The following is a 22,388-nucleotide window of genomic DNA, read 5'->3' as shown; positions in this document are numbered from 1 at the left end:
CCAACGTTTAGTCATCACGCTAGTTTTTAAGAATGCTTGTTGTTTGCTAAGCTGTGACATAAAGTACCTACTATTAAAACAAAGATAATATCAATTATTCATTGAGAAAGTGTTTAACTGCGTACCAGTAAACTAGTACGCGAGGTGAAAGTCAAGAATTATTATGAAAATAGACCTACATAGTCACACAACTGCGTCGGATGGACGTATGTCTCCTGCTGAATTAGTAGAAAGAGCCGTAAGTTTTGATGTAAAAGTCTTAGCAATTACCGATCATGATACGGTCGCTGGCTTAGCAGAAGCCCACCAAACGATTAAAGAAAAAGAATTACCAGTGCATTTAATTGATGGTATTGAAATTTCTACATTATGGAGCAACAAGGATATTCATGTTGTAGGCCTTAATGTTGACGTTAATCACCCTGAATTAATTGCATTGATAGAAGAACAAGCGCAACGTAGAGACTCACGAGCACGAAAAATGGCTGAGCGACTTGAGAAAGCCGGTTATGCAGGAGCATTTGAAGGTGCCGTGGCTCTTGCTAATGGCGGGTCATTAACACGAGCGCATTTTGGTAAGTGGTTAGTTGACCAAGGTCACGCAAAAACAATGCAAGCGGTATTTAAAAAGTTCTTAACACGCAATAACATAGGGTATGTTCCGCCGGATTGGTGCTCAATCGAAGAAGCCGTTAAAGTGATTCATAATGCGGGAGGAACGGCAGTATTAGCTCATCCTGGGCGTTATAATTTAACAGCAAAGTGGATTAAACGATTGTTAGTTGCTTTTGTTGAAGCAAAAGGGGACGCAATGGAAGTTGCTCTACCTCAGCAAGGCGTACAAGAGCGACGAGTGCTGGCAAACTATGCAATTGATTACGAATTACAAGCGTCACAAGGTTCAGATTTCCATTATCCGTCCCCTTGGACTGAGCTTGGAAGAAATTTATGGCTGCCTGAAGGGGTGGTTCCAGTATGGCAAGAATGGGATTTACCAACATTTGAGTAGGCTTAATCCTTAAATAATAACAATGACCTGCTAGGCAGGAGGAATAATGAGCCAATTTTTTTATGTACATCCAGATAACCCACAAGCCCGCTTAATTAGCCAAGCGGTTGCTATCATTCGTGATGGTGGGGTGGTTATATATCCAACCGATTCAGGTTATGCATTAGGTTGCCAGCTTGAGAATAAACAGGCATTAGAACGTATTTGTCAGATCCGTCGTTTAGACGATAAACATAACTTTACTTTGTTATGCCGCGATCTTTCTGAGCTTTCAATTTATGCTCGTGTTGATAATAGTGTTTTCCGTTTATTGAAAAATAATACGCCAGGTGCGTACACATTTATTTTTAAAGGCACTAAAGAAGTCCCTCGCCGTCTTATGAACCCAAAACGTAAGACTATTGGTATGCGTGTACCTGACAATAAAATTGCGTTAGATCTGCTCGAAGCATTAGGGGAGCCGCTAATGTCGACAACCTTGATCTTACCGGGTAACGAGGTGGCAGAGTCAGATCCTGAGGCGATTCGTGATCAACTTGAGCATGCGGTGGATTTGATTATGAATGGTGGTTACTTAGGTGAACAACCAACAACTGTTGTTGATTTTAGTGATGATGAAATCAATGTGGTTCGTATTGGTGCTGGTGATCCTAGCCCGTTTCAATAATTAAAAAGAACAGAGTGTATAAATAGCCAGCAGTGTCTGGCTATTTTTTTATCCATTTTTCGAGAGTGTGCAGCAATTGTGGTTTAGATATTGGTTTGGTTAAATAATCATCCATTACTGATGTGATGTTTACTATCTCTTCATGACCAGATTCACCAGTAAGAGCGATGATAGGAATTGATGGGTGAGTCGCTTTAATTTTTTCAGCCGCTTCAGTTCCATTCATCACAGGCATACGGGAATCCATGAAGATCAGGTCAATATCTATTTTATCTACAATTTGAACCGCTTCAGCTCCGTTTTCGGCTTGAACAATAGTGAGATGATCATTGGCAATGAAGGTTTGTATTAACATTCGTTGTACTTTTTTATCATCAACAATAAGTATTGTTCTTTCCGAGTTGTTATTTGTGATATTCGTTTCGAATGTAATGTCTTGTTGTACTTGTCGAGGTTGAGTTATTGGCTGAATATCATTATTTATTTTAGGAAAACTCAGAACGAATTCAGTAAATTCCCCTTTTTTTGAATAGCAGGCAATATTGCCACCAAAGGAGTGCATAACTCTTAGGCAATAAGATAGCCCTAAACCAGTGCCTCCTTTCTTATTATGAGTAAAAAAGTCATCAAAGATATTTGGTAATATATTTGAATCAATTCCAGGCCCAGTATCTCTAAAGATTAAAGAATTGGTCGTGTTCCCTTTAGTTAACTGTATTGATATCTTACAGTCTAAGTTATCAAAATAATGAATGGAGTTACGTAATAAATTAAAGAGGATAAAACCAAATAAAGTATCGTTAGCATGTATGGTGAAATCATCGCTTAGATTAACGTTAATACGGTTACGAATCTTTTCTGAGTCAAAAGCATATTCATTTATAAACTGATTGGTTAATTCTGAAATGGAATAATACTTAAATAAATGTTGGTTTATTTCTGAACCTTTACTTTCACTGAGAATGATATCAATGAGTTGGGCACCACGTTGGATCGCCAATTTGCCTTTTTGTAATTCATCATTGATCGTTGTTTCTTTTGAGTGTGCGCCAATACGTTCAAAGTGGTATTGAAGTTGTGATAAAGGGTTACGCATCTCATGGGCGATAGAGTTAGCAAGTGCTTGAGACTGGCGTACTTTACGTTCACTTTCAATATACCCTTGAACCTTGGTTAATACCCACTGTACAGCGGTAATCTCTTCATTAGAAAAAGTAGAGCCATCTTGTTTGTTTGCAGAGATAAGCAAATGAGAAATCAGCTTATTTTTTCCAAAAACAGGTAGTATTAAGGCTGTTTTATGGGAATCCATCTCTTTTTGGACTTGATGTAGCTCAGAATGATTTGATTCTGGAGCATAGTGAATTTGATAATCTAACTCATCTTTCACCAATGCAGAATTTGATCGGTTCAAATGTGGTATGAAGATATTGTAGTTTGTGTTTTTACCGACTAAGAGTAGATCATCTTGTGGTGTTCCAAGCAGAGAAGCCAATTTCTCAATAGCATGTTGAGTTGAATATTTAAATTCATCTGCTATTTTATATATTTTATCTACCGGTGTTTTTTTGTCTTTGTATATTAATAAACTAGAGAGCATTTTAGCTTTTGAAAGTATTTTATTCCAAAATAAACCAGTGGAAATTATCAATAAAATACTACTGTAGAATAGACTGTTTTCTTGGTGGTTATTATAAAAATAGAGAAAAGGGCTAAGAAAGACGATTAAGGTCATCGTATAAGACGCAACCCAAAAAGAGATATAACGGAAGCTGTATAAGCGATGGTAAAGCAACGTATAACCAATTAAAACGGCTTCTGTAACAGAAAGGGCGGGTGGTATCCAAGCAAATGAAAAGTCGTGCCATACCGTCGGTATTATTATTTGAGAAATAATAGTGGAAGACATAAAGATTAAAATACCAAACAATAAGTAAGTCGATTTTTCTTTATTCAGTTTTATTTTACTTGTTCTTAATTTTGTAAAATTATAAATTATTAAGCCAATGAATACGAAGGCATTAAGAAAAAATAGAGTCGCAAATGGACCAAAATGAATAGTAAAAAGGCCTTTATCGACAATAGTAACGCCAGTAACGGTTAAGTTTGGTATAAGATTGATGGCAAGAGCAAACGTTGTTTCAGCATAAAAAAGAACCACTTGCCACGTTTTTAATTTTTTGTTTTTCTCTGTTGATACTAGGCGACAAGAAAATAAGAAGGCAAAACTAAACGCAAAATATGAGCTTAAGTTAGCAAGTAGTGCTACGTGTATCGCTGTACGTTCAGTAAATTTAACTAATAAATTAGATTGAAAATAGTAATTGGTTAAGATCCAAAGAACGATAAAAATAGAGTAGGCAATATATGGATGATAAACTTTAGGGTCAACTTCCATCCGATCTTTAAACAAAGATCGGATAAAATAGGCCACCCATAATAAGATAAAGACGGCAATAGACAGTAATAAATTATCTTTTGGGAGGCCACTTAACATTTATAACAAACTCATCATCATTTTAATAATTTTCTTCTTTGGATAATTTTAACATTATATTCTTTAAAATTATATTGATTGAAAACATAACGGACATTTTTTGTAAGACAAATCCCTTTATATGTGACTAATCCTGAGTTATTTATATCTTGATAACCAGTAAAAACAAAAGGCATATGCTCTCTTTCTACGTTATTCATCTCTTGATAGAAAAGTATCATTGCGGGCTGTTCTATAATAGAAAAAATCATATCTCTTCCTGAAAGGAACAGAGCGTTTGCTAGGCCTTTTTGTGCGAGATACATATGATAGTTCAGTTTCATTTTAGGTCCGTTGACGGTAAAGCGAATAACGCCACACATACGTGTTTTATCTACTATAGAAGAAAACATTGCATTTTCGAGTTCAGAACAAGAAAGTGTATTAAAATAATCACATGGTTGGTTTTTTTGGGAAGAGAAGTCTGGAAAATATTGGGTAATAGCTTCTGAACTTTCTGCTTTATTCCATTTGTTACTTTGAAAAAAATCATCGAAGAATAGCCAGTTTTTCTTTTGATGATAAGGTTCAATAAGTGCCGATGAAATAATCTTTGGGTAGTCACTTTCTTCATCAAATTGATACAAGATGAAGTGTTCCCCTTTTGACGAAATATTAAGGATCTTGAGCATTTCATACCATTTGTGTTCTTTAATGAACGTAGCAATATTTATCAGAACAATAGCATCAGAGAGTAATAGTGGTTGCTCACAAAATTCAGTATGAAATAGGCGAGTATCTAATGCAGTATCACTAACAATCTCATAATGATAATGCTCATTTATGACTTGAGCGCTTGGGTACGTTTGTCGTTGTTTTTTGTTATTGCAGATTTGATTTGAATTTTGAATGGTTCTAAATATTTCGAATTCTGTCCAACATATCAATAAGCAGCCAAAAATACGTTGAGAGAGTTGCTCAATAATAAAGTATTGTTCGGGGAGTTGCTTACAAGGGGATTTTGCTATCAGCTCTTTAGCTTCTGGTGTTGAGAATATAGAAGCAAGATTTCCTGAGTGACTGTAGTTTATTTTGCCTAATATGGTCTCTTTTCTATGCTCGATTATTTCTTGAAAAATGTGTGGGTTATCTATTTCTTTACTGTATTGATAAATGACTTCGATGAGTTCTATTGAATGATTTTTTTTGGGTTACTTCATTACTAAGACAAGAAGTAATTGATATATATAATTGATGTAAAGTCTTCATTTTTATTCCTTTTGATGATAGAAGTTGCTGTTATACACTCAGCATTTTTATCATACTGGAAATCAGTATCAGTAATGACTTTTTGTTTAAATTTTCATATCCATTTATCTAAAACTTGCAGTAGTTGTGATTTAGAAATCGGTTTAGTTAAGTGATCATCCATAATTATTGATATTATTTTTAGTTCGGCATGATCTGCCTCACCAGTTAAAGCGATGATAGGAAGCGATGGGTAAGTGTGCTTTATTTTTTTAGCCGCTTGAATTCCATTCATCACAGGCATACGCGAATCCATAAGGATGAGGTCAATGTTATTATTATTAACTATATCGATAGCTTGAGCACCGTTCTCAGCTTGTAAGGTATTAACGTTATCATTTGAAATAAATGTTTGGATTAACATTCTCTGTACTTTTTTGTCATCAACAATAAGAATGGTTTTAATCGATTTATTTATTATATTTTGTTCTTGAGTTTTATTTTTCTGATAAATAAAGTCAGTTTTACTATGAATTATTGTATTTGAATTTTTTTCATCCTGAATTTTTGGAAAGCTAAGAACAAATTCAGTAAATTCACCTTTCTTTGAATAACAAGAAATATTCCCCCCAAAAGAATTCATCGCTCTTAAGCAATAAGATAGCCCTAAACCACTGCCTCCTTCTTTATTGTAGGTAAAGAAATCATCAAAGATATTCGGTAATATATTAGAGTCTATACCAGGACCTGTATCTCTGAAAGTTAAGGAGTTAACAGTATTTCCTTGAATTATTTTTATTGATATTTCGCTGTCACTATTTCTAAAATAATGAATAGCATTGCGTAATAAATTAAAGAGAATGAAACCAAAAAGAGTATCATTAACATTAATGGTAAAATCATCACTAAGATTGATCTTTATGCGACTGCGAATATCTTCTGATTCAAAAGCGTACTCATTTATAAATTGATTTGTTAATGCTGAGATTGAGTAATGTTTAAATAAATCCTGATTGATTTCAGATCCTTTACTTTCACTTAAAATAACATCAATTAGTTGAGCTCCACGCTGAATCGCTAGTTTACCTTGTTGCAACTCAGCATTGATAACGGCTTCGTTTGAATGTGCGCCAATGCGTTCAAAATGGTATTGGAGTTGTGATAGTGGATTTCGCATCTCATGAGCTATAGAGCTTGCTAATGCTTGAGATTGATTTACTTTACGCTCGCTTTCAATATAGCCTTGAACTTTGCTTAGCACCCATTGAATTGCTGTAATCTCTTCATTTGAAAAGGTAGTACCATCTCGTTTATTCGATGAGATAAGTAGATGCGTGATAAGTTTATTTTTTCCAAAAATAGGAAGAATTAATGCTGTTTTTGTTGAGTCCATTTCTTTTTGAACTTGATGAAGTCCTGCTTGAGAATACTGAGATGCATAATGGAGTTGGTAGTCTAATTCGTCCTTTACTAATGCTGAATTTGATTGATTAAGATGGGGTATGAAAATATTATAATTTGCATTCTGCCCTACTAGCAGAAGGTCTTCTTGTGGTGTGCTGAGCAATAGAGCAAGTTTTTTCATTGCCTCATTACTAGAATATTTAAATTCTTCAGCAATCTCAAATATTTGTTCTACGGGTGTTTTTTTATTCTTATATATTAATAAGCTAGATAAGATTTTTGCTTTATTAAGCGTACGTTTCCATAGTAGGCCGATAGATACCCCAAACCCGATTAACAATAAATTGAATGTTAAATCCATAGTATAGAGTATTGCGATAGGTATTAGATAAATAACGACATTCATTGCATAGGATAATGCCCAATAAGAAATATACCTTAAGCTATAAAGGCGATGGTAAACTAATGTATAACCAATTAATAATGCTTCGGTTATTGATAGTGCTGGTGGTAGCCATGTATAAGAAAAATCATTCCAGAGTACAGGGATAACTATCTGTGAGGCAATAGTTGAAGACATATAAACAAAAATACCAAATAATAAATAGATGGACTTTTCTCTGTTGAGTTTGATGTCGCTTTTTCTTAATTTAATGAAATTAAAAATAGTGAGAATAATAAAAAGAAAGGCATTAGCAAAAAAGAAAGGCGCGAAAGGTCCAAACTCAATGGTAAAATTACCTGGAGATACAATATCAACACCAGTTACAGTCTGATTAGGTGTTAAATTTAGTATAAATGCGAGTACCGTTGCTGTAGTTGCTAACCAAAATTGCCACGGAGATAGTTTTTTATCAGTTCTATTAGATGAAAGATAGCACGAGAATAAAAAGGCAAATGCAAAAGCAAGGTAGGAGGTAATATTGGCAATAATAGCCATTATTATTGCCATGTTTTCATTAAATAGGACTAATAATGAAGACTGAAAGTAAGCATTGCTTAGTATCCATAATACGATAAATACAGCATAAAGAACGTATGAAAAGTAAATGTTAGTATTAACCTTTGTCCGTTCTTTATAGTGAGAACGGACAAAAAAGCCAACCCAAAGCAATACCGTTGCACTGGTTAGTAGTAATAAATAAACTTTAGGTAAGGCTAGTTGCATTTATAAAGCTCAATGGTTTCGTAGTAGTTTTCTTAACCCAATAATCTTAACATTATACTCTTTAAAATTATATTGATTAAAAGCAAGTGTTGCATTCTTCAGGAGCCAAATACCTTTATAGGTGACAACCCCGTTTTTATTGATATCTTGTGCACTAGTAAAAAGATAGGGAGATGCTTCTGGAGTATCAATATTCATTGATTGATAGAACAAAACCATCGCGGGCTTCTCTATGATAGTAAAAACTACATCACGTCCACTCTCTTTTAAGGCATTTGCTAACCCTTTTTGTGCCAAATATAAGTAAAAATTAGCTTTTGATTTTGAGCCACTGACAGTGAGTCTAATGGCTTCACATACTTTTTTGTGATCTAAAATAGAAGAAAATATGCTTTTTTCAATATCATCTGATGATTTATTCATTAATTGAGACTTACCTAGTGTTGTTGAGATTTTAGTTGCACACTCTAAATTGAGGATCGAATACGATTGATGGATTGGCTGCCACTTTGAACTTTGGAAAAAATCATCAAAAAAAAGCCAATTACGAGAAGTGGGGGCTGAGTTAATTAAGGCAGAAGAAATGATATTTGGGTAGGCACTTTTGTCGTTAAATTGATATAAAATAAAGTGCTCACCTTTTGATGAAATATTGAGCATACCTAGCATTTCATACCATTGATGCTCTTTAATAAATGTGGCGATATTAATGAGTACAATAGCATCAGAAAGCCGCAATGGTTGATCACAAAACTCAGTATGAAATAGTCGAGTGTCTAATGCAATATCTGCAACTATTTCATAATGGAAGTGTTCATTTATTACTGGAGAATTGTAAGTATGATGAGCATTATCTGCATTTTGTATAATGGTAAGGGTGGAGTTTTTAATGGTTCTGAAGATTTCCAATTCGGTCCAGCAGGACAGCAAGCAACCAAAAAGGCGTAGGGCAACTTGTTCAATAAGAAAATAGTGTTTGGGTAGCGTGGGACTAGCTTGTTTTCCTATGATATCTTTTGCGGCTTGAGTCGAAAATAGATCGGCTAAATTGCCTATGTTAGATTCACCAAGTTGATTTGAAATAAACGTTTTCCTGTTTTCTATAATCTCTTGTAGAAGAGTGTGATTATCTGTTTCATTACAGTGTGAATCGAATATTTCTATAAAATAATCACACTGGTTTTTTTTGTGCGGCCCCATTTTCAAGATCACGAGATAAAGCATTAAGTAAACGGTTTAATTTTTCCATTTGAATTTCCTTTTTGTATTAATAAAATGCTGTCATACGTTCAGCATTTCTAATCATACTGGAAATCATTTTAAGCCATAAATTTTTGCTTAATTTTTTACCATTCGTCACAACCTTATTGTATAATCACCCTCCATAGAATTTTAAAGTGATTGAGAAATACTATCTAAAATAGCTAGGTTCTTGATTAATAAAGTTAATTGACGCCTGTGAAGGCGACATAATAAGGTAAAAAATGAGCGAAAAATTACAGAAAGTATTAGCACGAGCTGGTCTTGGTTCTCGTCGTGAATTAGAAACGATGATTCAGTCTAATCGTGTTAGTGTTGATGGTCAGATTGCAAAGCTAGGTGATCGCCTAGAAAATGTTGATGCGAAAATTCGTATCGATGGCCATGTTGTATCGGTAAAAGAGTCTACTGAAGTAATCTGTCGTGTTCTTGCTTACCATAAACCAGAAGGTGAGTTATGTACTCGCCACGATCCAGAAGGTCGTCGTACCGTTTTTGATCGTTTACCAAAAATCAAAGATTCTCGTTGGGTATCTGTTGGTCGTCTAGATGCAAACACCGCTGGTCTGTTGTTATTTACAACTGATGGTGAGCTAGCAAACCGTTTGATGCACCCAAGTCGTAAAGTTGAACGTGAATACATGTGCCGTGTATTTGGTGATGTTAACGACAAAATGGTTAAAAACCTTGTTTCTGGTGTAAAACTAGAAGATGGTGAAGCTCGTTTTGAAGACGTAATGTATGCTGGCGGCGAAGGTATGAATCATACTTTCTATGTGGTAATCAATGAAGGTCGTAACCGTGAAGTTCGTCGTTTATGGGATTCTCAAGGCGTAACAGTTAGCCGTCTAAAACGTGTTCGTTACGGTGATATTTTCCTAGAAAAAGCATTGCCTCGTGGCGGTTGGATGGAGCTTGAACTGAAGGATGTTAACTACCTTCGTGAAATGGTTGAGCTACCACATGAAAAAGAAAGTCTTTTAGATGTAGATAAAGAATCACGTAAGCGTGCTAAATCTAAATCTCAAAAGATCCGTCGCGCAGTTAAGCGTTATGATGAGCGTACAACAGAGGAGCGTAATGTTCCTGCTGGTCGTCGTGGTCGCAACAATAAGAAACCTGTAGGTAGTTCATTACCTTCTGCAAAACGCAGTTCAACGGGTGACGCTAAGCCAAGTGGTAAAGGCAAGAAGCCAGCACCAGGTGTTAAGCCAGTAAGAAGTAAATTCTCACCAAATGGTAAAGCACCTAAATCAGCACCAAGACAGCGTTAAGTTGAATTGTTGAGTTGACTTAGAAAACAGACAAATAAAAAGGGTTGAAGCCATATGGTTTCAACCCTTTTTTTATTCTTTAGATACACATACCAATATAAACTGGCTTATTATTTATTTCGGCTGTGCATCAATACATTGGCCATTAACGTCAAGGCTTTTAGGAGCCATTAAATAAACATACAGCGGCATTAGATCTTTAGGTGTCTTCAGTAAGCTAATATCTTCAGCAGGGAAAGCTTGTGCACGCATGCGAGTATGAGTACCACCCGGATTAATAGCATTTACTTTAACTTGAGTGCCTTCCATTTCATGAGCCAATGTTTGCATCATGCCTTCTGTTGCAAATTTAGAGATAGCATAAGCTCCCCAAAAAGCACGGCCTTGGTGACCAACGGTAGAAGTCGTGAAAATAATGCGAGCGTCATCAGACTGCTGTAATACAGGAAGCAAAGCTTGAGTCATTAAGAATTGTGCTTTAACGTTGATTTGCATTACTTCATCAAAGATAGCTTCTTCAAATTGCTCAAATGGACTTAGCATACCAAGAAGGCCTGCATTATGTAGTAAGCCATCTAACTTGCCGAATTGGCTCTGAATGGTTTCTGCCATATCAACATAATGCTGTTTTGTTGCCCCTTTTAGATCTAAAGGAACAATGGCTGGGGTCGGGTAACCCGCCGCTTCAATTTCATCATAAACCGCTTCTAATTTAGCGACTGTGCGCCCTAGAAGGATCACGGTTGCGCCATGTTGAGCGTAATGTAATGCCGCTTGTTTACCAATGCCATCTCCTGCACCAGTAACGAGAATTGTTTTGTTTTTTAATGCGTCAGCTGAAACCTGATAGTCCACTCTGTAATCCTTGTATTTCAACGCTCATCCTAAGTAATTCTGTAAATTTTTGCGATATATAGGTGTAAAAATAAACATTTAGTGTGAATTTCTATCATAAGATGAATTAACTTTGGGTTAAGTTAGGTACAATACACGAAACATACTTCAGAGGGTATTACATTGGAATTTTTGTTTGATTACGGTCTCTTTTTGGCAAAGATAGCGACAGTGGTTGTTTCTATTATCGCCATTTTAGTTGTCGCTAAAGCGGTAGGTGGTAAATCTGCAAGTGCTAAAGGCGAGTTAGAAGTGACTAATTTAACTGAGCAGTATAAAGATACAGTTGCAGAGTTAGAGCATCATTTATTCGATGATGCGGAGTTAAAAGCACGCGCAAAAGCAGAGAAAAAAACGGCGAAAGAAACTGAAAAAGCAAAACAAAAGGAAGTGAAGCAGGCAGCAAAATCTGGTGCTTTAGAGTTTAAACGTGATGCTCGTTTATTTGTTTTAGATTTTAAAGGCAGTATTGATGCCAAAGAAGTAGCAAGCCTTCGTGAAGAAGTTTCAGCTATCTTAGCTATCGCCGTTGAGGGGGATGAAGTTCTTGTTCGCCTTGAAAGTGGTGGCGGTATGGTCCACGGCTATGGTCTTGCTTCATCACAATTGGATCGTTTACGTGATGCTAATATTACACTAACGATTTCAGTCGATAAAGTAGCCGCATCTGGTGGTTACATGATGGCATGTATTGGCGAGAAAATCATTGCAGCGCCATTTGCGATTGTTGGTTCTATTGGTGTCGTTGCACAATTACCAAACTTTAGTAAGCTACTGAAAAAGAATGATATTGAGTTTGAACAACTGACCGCTGGTGAGTACAAGCGTACCTTAACAATGTTTGGTGAAAACAGTGATAAAGCACGTGAGAAATTTCAATTAGAGCTAGAAGAAACTCACGTATTATTTAAAGATTTTATCCATGAACACCGTGCAGAATTAGACCTTGAAAAGGTGGCTACCGGTGAGCATTGGTTTGGTAAACAAGCGCTAGAATTGGGTCTGATTGATGCGATTCAAACATCAGATGATTATCTAACTAAAGCATGTAAGGATCGCGAAGTATTAGCGATTCATTACGTACAGAAGAAAAAGTTAGGGGCTAAAATTGCAGGTATTGCAGGGCAGTCTGCAGAAAATGTATTTATGCGTTTAATCAGTAAAGGACAACGTCCAATCGTTTAATTTGGGTGACGTATTTTATATTAAAAAAGGCTGATTATTTCAGCCTTTTTTGTTGTTTGTAATTAGTGGTAATTACTTAACGCTAAACTCTTTTGATAATTGATGAGCAAGGTGTTTAAACATATTAAATACAGCGGTTGTCTTCTCAGTTGGCAGGCCTTGGTCAGACAAAAAATACTCGCCTTTAAATACTAAAACTTCTTCTTTTTCTTCAACACTCGTTGCTCGCATACCTTCAACGTAGTTTTCGTGATCTTGAATGATTTGGTTGGCAATTAATAGTAAATCAGCCTCAGAAATGGATTTTTTATTGCTCATATCTCACTCATTTTTTGCTATATAAAAGAGGGATTTTAAGCATAAAGAATTAAAAATACAATTGATGTAAATCATGACGAGTAAAATAAAAATTAATGAAAGATCTGCAATTTTATTGTGAGCCAGTGCAAGGTATTGAGCTCACGTTTTGAGCTATTAGTCAGTAAATGATAATAGAGACGGCCTGTAAAAAGGAAGTTTGATGATGGGTTTATTTGTAATTACATCTAGTTAACAACTGCCCAAACTACGACCATTCAGTAGCGATTGTAAAAAAAGTGGTTGACGTAGTGCCATCCTCCCTCAATAGTAATATATAGATAAAAGTTCAATTTATAGCTGTGGACATCGTTATTTTCGACAGCATTGTATTTCAGCACGAGGACGTTAGTGAGACATTATGGGTAAATCTCTAGTTATCGTGGAGTCACCAGCCAAAGCAAAAACAATTAATAAATACCTTGGCAAAGACTTCATCGTAAAATCCAGTGTAGGTCACGTTCGTGATTTGCCTATGGGTTCGACAAGCACTGGTAAAAAAGCAGCAGCACCGTCGACCAAAGGTATGAGTGTTGAAGATAAAGCACGCATTAAGAAAGAAAGAGATAAAAAGAACCTGATCAATAAAATGGGTATTGACCCATACAATGACTGGGCCGCTAATTATCAAATTTTGCCAGGCAAAGAAAAAGTCGTCGCTGAATTACAAAAGCTGGCTGAAAATGCAGACACTATCTATCTCGCAACCGATTTAGACCGTGAAGGGGAAGCTATTGCGTGGCACCTTCGCGAGATCATCGGTGGTGATGATTCACGCTATAAACGAGTAGTTTTTAACGAAATTACAAAAAATGCGATTCAACAAGCGTTTGAAACTCCGGGCGAGCTAAGCATGCCTGGTGTAAACGCTCAACAAGCACGTCGCTTCCTAGACCGTGTTGTTGGTTTCATGGCATCACCATTGCTATGGAAAAAAGTAGCTCGTGGTTTATCTGCAGGTCGTGTTCAATCGGTTGCTGTTAAAGTCTTGGTTGAACGTGAACGTGAAATCAATGCGTTTATTCCTGAAGAGTTCTGGGATATTCATGCAGACACGTTAACCGCTGGCAAAGAAAACTTCCGTCTACAAGTTGCGCAGCGTAATGGTTCTGTATTTAAACCACTAACGCAAGCGGATACGGAAGCGGCAGTAAGTATTCTTGAAAAAGCAGAATATGAAGTATGTAAGCGTGAAGATCGCCCTACAAAAAGTAAGCCGTCAGCACCTTATATCACGTCAACTTTGCAACAAGCAGCAAGTACACGCTTAGGTTACGGCGTGAAAAAGACCATGATGTTAGCTCAGCGCCTTTATGAGGGTGGTTACATCACTTATATGCGTACTGACTCAACTAACTTAAGTAAAGAGGCTGTAGAGGCGTTACGTGAGTTTATTGGTTCTGAGTATGGCGACAGTTATTTACCTTCAGCGCCAATTTTTTATGGCAGCAAAGAAGGCGCACAAGAAGCTCACGAAGCGATTCGTCCTTCAAGTGTCGATGTGAAAGTAGACGACCTACAAGGTATGGAAGCGGACGCACACAAACTTTACAACCTAATTTGGAATCAATTTGTGTCGTGTCAAATGACACCAGCACAATACGATTCAACCACATTGAGCGTAAAAGCCGATGAATTCACCCTAAAAGCGAAAGGTCGTATCCTTAAGTTTGATGGTTGGACTCGCGTGCAACGCCCAATGGGTAAGAACGAAGACCAATTATTACCAGCCGTTCAACTTGGTGATAAGCTAAAACTAGAACAGCTTGATCCAAAGCAACACTTTACTAAGCCACCAGCGCGTTTCACAGAAGCCGCATTGGTTAAAGAACTTGAGAAAAAAGGCATTGGTCGTCCATCGACTTACGCATCAATCATCTCAACAATTCAAGACCGTGGTTACGTTCGTGTTGAAAGCCGTCGTTTCTATGCAGAGAAAATGGGTGAGATCGTAACTGACCGTCTAAATCAATCGTTTGATGATTTAATGGATTACGACTTTACTGCTCGTATGGAAGGCAATTTAGATAAGATTGCTGAAGGCGACAAAGATTGGAAAGATGTACTTAACGCGTTCTTCCAAGATTTCACTGATGATATCGCTAAAGCTGAGCTTGATGAATCAGAAGGCGGCATGTCACCAAATAATATCGTAGAAACTGATATTAAATGTCCGACGTGTGACCGTAATATGGGTATTCGTACTGCATCAACTGGGGTATTCCTTGGTTGTTCTGGTTACGCATTACCACCAAAAGAGCGCTGTAAGAAAACTATTAACTTAGGCAATGAAGAGGGCATTATTAATGTTCTTGAAGAAGACGTAGAAACCGCAGCATTACGTGCGAAGAAGCGTTGTCCTAAGTGTGAAACAGCAATGGACCCTTACCTGATAGATCAAGATCGTAAACTGCATGTTTGTGGTAATAACCCGAACTGTGATGGTTACATTGTAGAGAAAGGTGAGTTCCAACTTAAAGGCTATGATGGTCCAATTGTCGAGTGTGACAAGTGTGGCTCAGACATGGAACTTAAGAACGGTCGCTTTGGTAAATATATGGATTGTACGAGTGAGACATGTAAAAACACTCGTAAGATCCTTAAAAATGGCGAAGTTGCGCCACCAAAAGAAGATCCTGTTCATCTTCCTGAATTGGAATGTGAAAAATCAGACGCGTACTTTGTATTGCGTGATGGTGCATCAGGCTTATTCTTGGCAGCAAGTACGTTCCCTAAATCACGTGAAACACGTGCACCGTTAGTGGAAGAGTTAGTGCGCTTTAAAGATCGTTTGTCTTCTAAGTTTACTTACTTAACGGAAGCGCCAACGCACGATCCTGACGGTAAGCCTGCGGTAGTTCGTTTTAGCCGTAAAACGAAAGAAAATTACGTTCGTACTGAAAATGATGGTAAGCCATCAGGTTGGACTGGGTTATATATCGACGGAAAATGGGCAATTACCGATAAGCGTAAAAAGCCAAAAGCTGAGAAAGAGTCTTAATTATTAAGGCATTATAATCAGACAAAATAATGAGAGCTGCAGAAATGCAGCTCTTTTTTTATGATGCAAGTGTCACAAAATTCTATATTTGTTCTTATTTTGAAACAATGATTGATCTAACACGGTATACCGAATGGTTGATGAAGGAGATAATTCTCGTTATTACTCTTAAATTGTTCTATGGAAGTCGGTAGCGTTATGCGTCAATACATGAAGTATTTAATCCCAACAATTATCCCACTCATCATTCTTTTGATGCCTTTGTCAGCTTTTCCTTTTGAAGGAATGACGATCATTCAGCAGCGTGTTATTGCTATCTTTTTATTGGCAGCACTGTGCTGGGTATTTGAACCAATTCCAATTTATGCAACCTCAGTAGTCATTATTGTTTTAGAGCTTTTAATGGTTTCTGATAAAGGATTTATTTTATTTAAGATGAATCAAGATGTGCCTCATTTTGGAGAGTTGCTAAATTACAGTGATATTATGGCAACCTTTGCCAGTCCCATAATTATGCTGTTCTTAGGTGGTTTCTTTCTCGCAATGGCTGCAACGAAATATCGATTAGATGTCAACTTAGCCAGAGTATTACTTAAACCGTTTGGAACCGATCCAAAATTTGTAATGTTGGGGTTGATGCTGATCACGGGTATTTTCTCGATGTTCATGTCAAACACCGCAACAACAGCAATGATGTTATCGATCTTAACGCCTGTTATTGCTGTATTTGGTCCTAAAGATCCCGGTCGAATTGCGTTTGCTTTATGTATCCCTATTGCGGCAAATATTGGCGGTATTGGAACTCCGATTGGAACGCCACCGAATGCTATCGCACTAAAATATCTCGTGGGTGATAACTTAATTACTTTTGGTGAGTGGATGGTATTTGGGGTGCCATTTGTCATTGTAATGATGGCGCTTGCTTGGTTTTTAATTACCTATTTGTACCCAGCAAAACAAACCACAATGAATTTAGATATCAAAGGTAAGTTCTTAAAAACACCAAAAGCGATCATGGTGTACATCACTTTCGCAGGAACGATCCTTTTATGGTTAATGGGATCAAGTCATGGCATGAACTCATATACTGTTGCGCTAATTCCAGTTGCGGTTTTCTCTCTGACTGGGATCATCAACAAAGAAGATCTTAAGAAAATATCATGGGATGTGCTGTGGTTAGTTTCAGGTGGTATCGCACTTGGTTTAGCTTTAGACAAAACAGGCTTGGCTAAGTTAGTGGTTCACAGTATTCCTTTTGATGCTTATTCTCCTTATGTGGTTTTATTTGGTGCGGCATTCTTATGTTTAGTCATGGCAAACTTCATGTCTCATACAGCAACGGCCAACTTATTGATGCCGATCATGGCAGCGTTAGGTACATCAATGACGTCATTGACCCCGTTAGGTGGTGAGCTAACCTTAATACTGATAGTTACATTTGCCGCTTCTCTAGGTATGTCATTACCAATCAGTACACCACCGAATGCGTTAGCCCATGCTACGGGTAATGTTGAAAGTAGCCAAATGGCAAAAACAGGTGTGATATTGGGTGTCGTTGGTGTGCTATTAAGCTTTGTTATGGTATGGATCCTTCATACTGTTGGTCATATTGGATAGCCTATGAATCAAGAGAAGTTTCAGCGTTTGATTGATGCTTATTTCAGTCAAGAAGAGCGAAGAATTGTCATTCCTGCAGGTGAGACGATCTTAGAGCAAGGCGCAGATAATGATCGGCTCTACTATGTTTGTTCTGGTGAGTTAGAAGGATTTTATCAAGAAGAAGACAGTGAAAGTCAAGCTATGGTATTTAGTGCCTCTAAAGGCGCATTTATTGGGGTTCACAGTTTTTTTTCTGAAACATTAATCGCTTCTTCAACGGTAATCAGTAAAACAGAAAGCGAGTTAGGGTGGATAGATACAAAAACTACGGCGGTTGAATTAGAGCGTTATGGGCCACTTACGGCGCAGTTTACCCCTATTATTGTTAATGAACTTTCTCGTAGGCAGCGCAGAGCCATGCAAGAATCGATAGAGAAAGAAAAAGCGTTACAAAAACTCTATTCGGCAGAACAAATGACCACACTTGGTCAACTGGCTGCGGGTATTGCTCATGAGCTTAATAATGCGGTTGGGGTCTTAAGCAGTAAAACAGAACGACTGCAATCTATTATTTTAGAGTTACTGGAAGAGATACACCCAGAGGCGAGTAGTTTTGTTGATCAAGGTTTAATGAATGGTCAAAATATTAGCTCATCAGAGGTACGTACAAGAGGACGTGAAATAGAAGAGCGCTATGGTCTTGAAAGAGATCTTGCTCGTGAATTAGCTCGTGCGGTACCTCGTGGAGATTTATCAACGTATTGGTTAAGGTCTCCTGAGCAAGCTATACGCTATTGGCATATTGGGCGAGACTTGCATGATATGCGGTTGGCGGCAAGGCATTCTGTTGGTATTGTTCGTTCAGTGAAGCAACTTGGTCGAACAGATATAGATACAGATGAGATTCTTGATGTGAATGACAGCATTAATAAAGCGCTCGTCTTATTGCAGAGTGATTTGAGACGAGTGTCAGTACATTTGAGTCCTGCTGCAATGCCGATGGTAAAAGCATCAGCAACAGAGTTAGTTCAGATCTGGGCGAATGTCATTAAAAATGCCAGCGATGCCATGGAGAAAACACAAACACCTGAAATTGAAATTTCAACGCGAGTATCAGACCGATTTGTTTTAGTGACTATTGCTAATAATGGCCCTGAAATAGATGAGGTAACTCGACGTAAAATATTCCAACCGAATTTTACCACCAAAAAGGGCGGACTTTCTTTTGGTTTAGGGCTCGGTCTAGCCATCGTAAAGCGGATCATTACAGGATACGGTGGCTCAATTGCAGTAAAGAGCAATCAAGAGAAAACCATTTTTAGAATTAAATTGCCAGTCGAGGACGGTCATGGAAAAGCTTAATCTGATTTGTGTAGACGATCAAAGGGAAGTGCTGAGTGCCGTTTTGCAAGATCTTACGCCACTTAAATCATGGATTAATATCGAGGAATGTGAATCTGCGGATGAAGCATTGGACTTGATGGATGAGTTAGACAGCGAAGGAGGATATATTGCTTTAGTACTATCCGATCACGTAATGCCAGGAAAAAATGGTGTTGAATTATTGACTGATGTTTCTCACGATTATCGTTTCTTAAGAACAAAAAAAGTATTATTAACAGGGCAAGCGACGCATCAAGATACCATTACAGCGATTAATCGTGCACGTATTGAAAGTTATATTGAAAAACCATGGAATGGCGACGAATTAAGAGCATTAGTAACGCGTTTAGTCACCGAATATATTTTTGATAAAGGGTTGGAGTATACGGATTATCAAGAGCATTTAGACCAGCAGGTAGTATTAAGCCGATTGAGATAAGCACATTGATAACACGCCTTACATAAGTCAATTATGTAAGGCGCTTATATTAATAGTAACTAAGCTTGGATCAATTCGTTTCCAGAGCTTTCACCCTTCAAAAATGCATCAATACTACCTAGTGTTGTCGCGGCTATATTGTCTAATGCTTCTTCAGTTAAGAAGGCTTGGTGGCCTGTGAAAAGTACATTATGGCAAGCAGATAAACGACGGAAAACATCATCGGTAATAATGTCGTTTGATTTATCTTGGAAGAAAAGCTCTTTCTCGTGATCATAAACGTCTAATCCTAACGCGCCGATTTTTCCTGCTTTTAGGGCTTCAATTGCATTGGCTGAATTAAGTAATCCGCCACGACTGGTATTAATGATCATTACGCCATCTTTCATTTTCTCAAATGAATCAGTATCTAATAAATGCGTGTTTTCAGACGTTAATGGACAATGCAGTGTAATCACATCTGATTTAGCAAAAATCTCATCAAGGGTGGTGTATTTCACCCCTAAATCCATCGCTACTTGGCTTGGGTATGGGTCATAACACAAGATATCCATTCCTAACCCTTTAAGAATTCGCATTGTTGCTAGGCCAATTTTTCCCGAGCCGATAACCCCGACAGTTTTACCAAAGAAATTAAACCCAGTTAACCCTTCTAGAGAGAAGTTAGCGTCACGAGTTCGTTGGTATGCTTTATGAAAGCGACGGTTAAGACACATCATCATCCCAACGGCGTGTTCTGCGATCGCTTCTGGAGAATACGCAGGAACTCGAACTACTTGAAGGCCAAGCTCTTTAGCTGCGTCAAGATCTACGCGATCAAAGCCAGCACAACGCATCGCGATTAGTTTCGTACCTTGCTCGGCGAGTTTAGCTAGGACTGGTGCAGATAAATCATCATTGACGAATGCACAAACCACATCAGCACCATCTGCAATTGGTGCTGTACTTTCAGTGAGTTGGAAGTTGAAATATTGACATTCGAATTGGTAATTTTGATTGATACTATTGAAAGAAACTTCATCATAAGATTTAGTACTGAACATTGCGATTTTCATATAATATCCTTACAAATAAACAGGTTATAATAATGCTAACTCTTTCCACTTTACCACTTCTTTAACTAAAAATAAGATAAAACTCATGAATAAAATGTTTTAATGTTTATGGTATTAAGAGTATTTACGTATCAGAACTATAATTTGTTCATAGTTAACTATTATTTTCTTGAGTTTAGCGATTGCGCTCATGTAATTGATAATAGATATCATCTAGACTTAATGAATATTCAGTAATGAGGTTTTTTATTATGATGCAGAAAATAACAAATTGGTTGAGTAGAGATCCAGAACCAAGAACTCGAGAAGAACTTCAGTACCTTGTCGATATTGGAAACATGGCAGAATTAAAAGATCGCTTCTCTTCTCGACTTCAATTTGGTACCGCTGGATTGCGAGGAATGGTCGGGTCTGGGCCTAATCGAATGAATCGTCTGGTGATTCAAGAAACAGCCACTGGATTAGGTCATTATTTAATAGACAACATCACGAATGCTAGCGAAAGAGGTGTTGTTATTGGTTATGACGGTCGTACTGATTCTCAACAATTCGCTCATGATACCGCCAGTGTATTAACTGCATTAGGTATTAAGGTATTCTTAACAACAAAAGTCGCAGCGACACCTATTGTGGCTTATGGGATCAAGAAGTTTAATGCAGCCGGAGCCGTCGTGGTTACCGCAAGCCACAACCCACCAGAATATAATGGTTTTAAAGTGTATTGGGAGAATGGGGCGCAAATTATTCCGCCGCATGATTCAGGTATTGCCAATGAGATTGATATTGCAGCCACAAAACCCATTCCACTAATGTCATTGAGTGATGCTGAGGCTCGAGGGCTTTTAGTCTGGCTAGATGATGAATATTATCAAAGCTACCGCGATACCATGAACAGTAATCCATTGCTTTCAAACCATACTAATCCATCAGCCATTTCGATTGCCTATACCGCAATGCATGGTGTGGGTGCCGATATGGCAGAGACCTTATTACGTGATGCTGGATTTAATCATGTGGTGAGTGTGGCAGAACAAAGAGAGCCAGATGGCACTTTCCCAACGGTAAATTTTCCCAACCCTGAAGAAAAAGGGGCAATGGATATGGTTATTGCGTTAGCCGATTCAGTACAGGCAGAGCTTGCATGCGCTAATGATCCTGATGCAGACCGTTTTGCACTTGCTGCGCGAAAAGCAGATGGCAGTTATCAAATGCTCACAGGTGATCAGGTAGGTATTCTATTTGGGCACTATCTGTTGAAACATACAGAACCAAGTAAGCAGCTTGTTGGTAATACCATCGTTTCGTCCACGCTATTGAAAAAGATTGCTGAATCGAAAGGGGCCGAGTATTTCCAAACGCTAACAGGCTTTAAATGGTTAACTAATGTTGCGATGCAAAAACAAAGTGAAGAGAAACAATTTCTTTTTGCCTATGAGGAAGCGCTTGGGTACACCATTGGCAGTGAAGTGTGGGATAAAGATGGTTTATCTGCTTTAGTTGCTTTTGCTCAATTAACGGCAGAGCTTTCAACACAAGGTAAGAGCGTTTGGGATGAGTTGGAATTAATTTATCGCACTCACGGATTGTATATAAATGCACAGCGTAGTATCGCTTTAGCACCAAACTCTCCACCGGTCGGAGATAAGTTAAGGGCTAATCCACCAAAACAAATTGCTGGAGTGAATATTGCGGTTACTGAAGATTTAAAAGCGTCACTGCGATATCTTTCAAATGGCACGACAGAATCAATCGATTTACCAGCCAGTGATGTCGTGATTTATCATTTAGAAGATGGCTCTCGTATTATTGTTCGCCCATCAGGTACTGAGCCAAAACTGAAGTGTTATTACGAAGTGGTGGCAGCGATTGCACCAACAGATGAATACTCGGTCATTCAAACTAAAGCTAATGAAGCGATGGATCATTTAATTGAAGAGCATCAAAAGAGCCTAGTTTAAAAGTGAGAAGA

16 protein-coding genes are annotated in these 22,388 nt (G+C 37.7%); 9 read left to right on the top strand and 7 right to left on the bottom strand.

The window, feature by feature from the left end:
• Positions 1–163 precede the first annotated feature (163 nt).
• Positions 164–1,009: a PHP domain-containing protein gene (locus ED622_RS14660; RefSeq protein WP_122035274.1), complete on the top strand. Its 846-nt coding sequence runs from the start codon at positions 164–166 to the stop codon at positions 1,007–1,009.
• Positions 1,010–1,055: 46 nt separating this feature from the next.
• A complete protein-coding gene (locus ED622_RS14655) occupies positions 1,056–1,676 on the top strand; it encodes an L-threonylcarbamoyladenylate synthase (RefSeq protein ID WP_122035272.1) in 621 nt (206 codons plus the stop codon).
• 40 nt (positions 1,677–1,716) lie between these two features.
• Here ED622_RS14655 and ED622_RS14650 read toward each other — a convergent pair whose 3' ends face one another.
• The 4 genes from ED622_RS14650 to ED622_RS14635 all read right to left on the bottom strand — a co-directional run bounded on the left by ED622_RS14650 (position 1,717) and on the right by ED622_RS14635 (position 9,184).
• On the bottom strand, positions 1,717–4,173 hold the full coding sequence (locus tag ED622_RS14650) for a hybrid sensor histidine kinase/response regulator (RefSeq protein ID WP_122035269.1): 2,457 nt from the start codon (positions 4,171–4,173) through the stop codon (positions 1,717–1,719).
• 17 nt (positions 4,174–4,190) lie between these two features.
• A complete protein-coding gene (locus tag ED622_RS14645; protein WP_256372606.1) occupies positions 4,191–5,327 on the bottom strand; it encodes an acyl-homoserine-lactone synthase in 1,137 nt (378 codons plus the stop codon).
• A 188-nt stretch (positions 5,328–5,515) separates the two neighbouring features.
• Positions 5,516–7,972, bottom strand: coding sequence for a hybrid sensor histidine kinase/response regulator (locus tag ED622_RS14640; RefSeq protein ID WP_122035266.1), 2,457 nt, complete (start codon positions 7,970–7,972; stop codon positions 5,516–5,518).
• 9 nt (positions 7,973–7,981) lie between these two features.
• Entirely contained in the window at positions 7,982–9,184 is a 1,203-nt protein-coding gene (locus ED622_RS14635) for an acyl-homoserine-lactone synthase (protein ID WP_305764686.1), read from the bottom strand.
• A gap of 272 nt (positions 9,185–9,456) precedes the next feature.
• Here ED622_RS14635 and rluB point away from each other — a divergent pair, with 272 nt between their 5' ends.
• A complete protein-coding gene (rluB, locus tag ED622_RS14630) occupies positions 9,457–10,506 on the top strand; it encodes a 23S rRNA pseudouridine(2605) synthase RluB (protein ID WP_122035264.1) in 1,050 nt (349 codons plus the stop codon).
• A 114-nt stretch (positions 10,507–10,620) separates the two neighbouring features.
• On the opposite strand, the gene ED622_RS14625 is transcribed toward rluB, so the two are convergent.
• On the bottom strand, positions 10,621–11,361 hold the full coding sequence (locus ED622_RS14625) for a YciK family oxidoreductase (protein ID WP_122035262.1): 741 nt from the start codon (positions 11,359–11,361) through the stop codon (positions 10,621–10,623).
• Positions 11,362–11,523: 162 nt separating this feature from the next.
• On the opposite strand from ED622_RS14625, the gene sohB reads away from it, so the two are divergent.
• On the top strand, positions 11,524–12,585 hold the full coding sequence (gene sohB / locus ED622_RS14620) for a protease SohB (RefSeq protein ID WP_122035260.1): 1,062 nt from the start codon (positions 11,524–11,526) through the stop codon (positions 12,583–12,585).
• 72 nt (positions 12,586–12,657) lie between these two features.
• Here the strand turns inward: sohB and ED622_RS14615 are convergent, their stop codons facing one another.
• The gene (locus ED622_RS14615) at positions 12,658–12,903 is read right to left on the bottom strand and encodes a YciN family protein (protein WP_122035258.1); all 246 of its coding nucleotides are present in this window, start codon (positions 12,901–12,903) and stop codon (positions 12,658–12,660) included.
• Positions 12,904–13,303: 400 nt separating this feature from the next.
• Between ED622_RS14615 and topA the strand changes: the two genes are divergently transcribed.
• The 4 genes from topA (at position 13,304) to ED622_RS14595 (ending at position 19,364) form a co-directional block, all read left to right on the top strand.
• Positions 13,304–15,943, top strand: coding sequence for a type I DNA topoisomerase (gene topA, locus ED622_RS14610; RefSeq protein WP_122035256.1), 2,640 nt, complete (start codon positions 13,304–13,306; stop codon positions 15,941–15,943).
• 198 nt (positions 15,944–16,141) lie between these two features.
• Positions 16,142–17,560, top strand: a complete 1,419-nt coding sequence (locus ED622_RS14605; protein ID WP_122036133.1) for a DASS family sodium-coupled anion symporter — start codon at positions 16,142–16,144, stop codon at positions 17,558–17,560.
• A gap of 3 nt (positions 17,561–17,563) precedes the next feature.
• Positions 17,564–18,904 (top strand): ATP-binding protein, encoded by a 1,341-nt coding sequence (locus tag ED622_RS14600; RefSeq protein ID WP_122035254.1) that lies wholly within the window; start codon positions 17,564–17,566, stop codon positions 18,902–18,904.
• Positions 18,891–19,364 (top strand): response regulator, encoded by a 474-nt coding sequence (locus ED622_RS14595; protein ID WP_122035252.1) that lies wholly within the window; start codon positions 18,891–18,893, stop codon positions 19,362–19,364. The genes ED622_RS14600 and ED622_RS14595 overlap by 14 nt, the downstream gene beginning before the upstream one ends.
• A 59-nt stretch (positions 19,365–19,423) precedes the next feature.
• Here ED622_RS14595 and ED622_RS14590 read toward each other — a convergent pair whose 3' ends face one another.
• The gene (locus ED622_RS14590) at positions 19,424–20,419 is read right to left on the bottom strand and encodes a 2-hydroxyacid dehydrogenase (RefSeq protein ID WP_122035250.1); all 996 of its coding nucleotides are present in this window, start codon (positions 20,417–20,419) and stop codon (positions 19,424–19,426) included.
• A 251-nt stretch (positions 20,420–20,670) separates the two neighbouring features.
• Between ED622_RS14590 and ED622_RS14585 the strand changes: the two genes are divergently transcribed.
• A complete protein-coding gene (locus ED622_RS14585) occupies positions 20,671–22,377 on the top strand; it encodes a phospho-sugar mutase (protein WP_122035248.1) in 1,707 nt (568 codons plus the stop codon).
• Positions 22,378–22,388 lie beyond the last annotated feature (11 nt).

The sequence above is a fragment of the Aliivibrio sp. EL58 genome (genome assembly GCF_900312675.1).
Classification (GTDB): domain Bacteria; phylum Pseudomonadota; class Gammaproteobacteria; order Enterobacterales; family Vibrionaceae; genus Aliivibrio.
The sequence above is the reverse complement of the archived record's forward strand: the minus strand, read 5'-3'. Positions and strand labels throughout refer to the sequence as shown.

Coding starts and splice junctions, on each gene's coding strand:
- rluB (WP_122035264.1), top strand. CDS start 9,457: ATGAGCGAAAAATTACAGAAAGTATTAGCACGAGCTGGTCTTGGTTCT.
- ED622_RS14590 (WP_122035250.1), bottom strand. CDS start 20,419: ATGAAAATCGCAATGTTCAGTACTAAATCTTATGATGAAGTTTCTTTC.
- ED622_RS14585 (WP_122035248.1), top strand. CDS start 20,671: ATGATGCAGAAAATAACAAATTGGTTGAGTAGAGATCCAGAACCAAGA.
- ED622_RS14615 (WP_122035258.1), bottom strand. CDS start 12,903: ATGAGCAATAAAAAATCCATTTCTGAGGCTGATTTACTATTAATTGCC.
- ED622_RS14640 (WP_122035266.1), bottom strand. CDS start 7,972: ATGCAACTAGCCTTACCTAAAGTTTATTTATTACTACTAACCAGTGCA.
- topA (WP_122035256.1), top strand. CDS start 13,304: ATGGGTAAATCTCTAGTTATCGTGGAGTCACCAGCCAAAGCAAAAACA.
- ED622_RS14650 (WP_122035269.1), bottom strand. CDS start 4,173: ATGTTAAGTGGCCTCCCAAAAGATAATTTATTACTGTCTATTGCCGTC.
- ED622_RS14595 (WP_122035252.1), top strand. CDS start 18,891: ATGGAAAAGCTTAATCTGATTTGTGTAGACGATCAAAGGGAAGTGCTG.
- ED622_RS14600 (WP_122035254.1), top strand. CDS start 17,564: ATGAATCAAGAGAAGTTTCAGCGTTTGATTGATGCTTATTTCAGTCAA.
- ED622_RS14655 (WP_122035272.1), top strand. CDS start 1,056: ATGAGCCAATTTTTTTATGTACATCCAGATAACCCACAAGCCCGCTTA.
- ED622_RS14605 (WP_122036133.1), top strand. CDS start 16,142: ATGCGTCAATACATGAAGTATTTAATCCCAACAATTATCCCACTCATC.
- ED622_RS14660 (WP_122035274.1), top strand. CDS start 164: ATGAAAATAGACCTACATAGTCACACAACTGCGTCGGATGGACGTATG.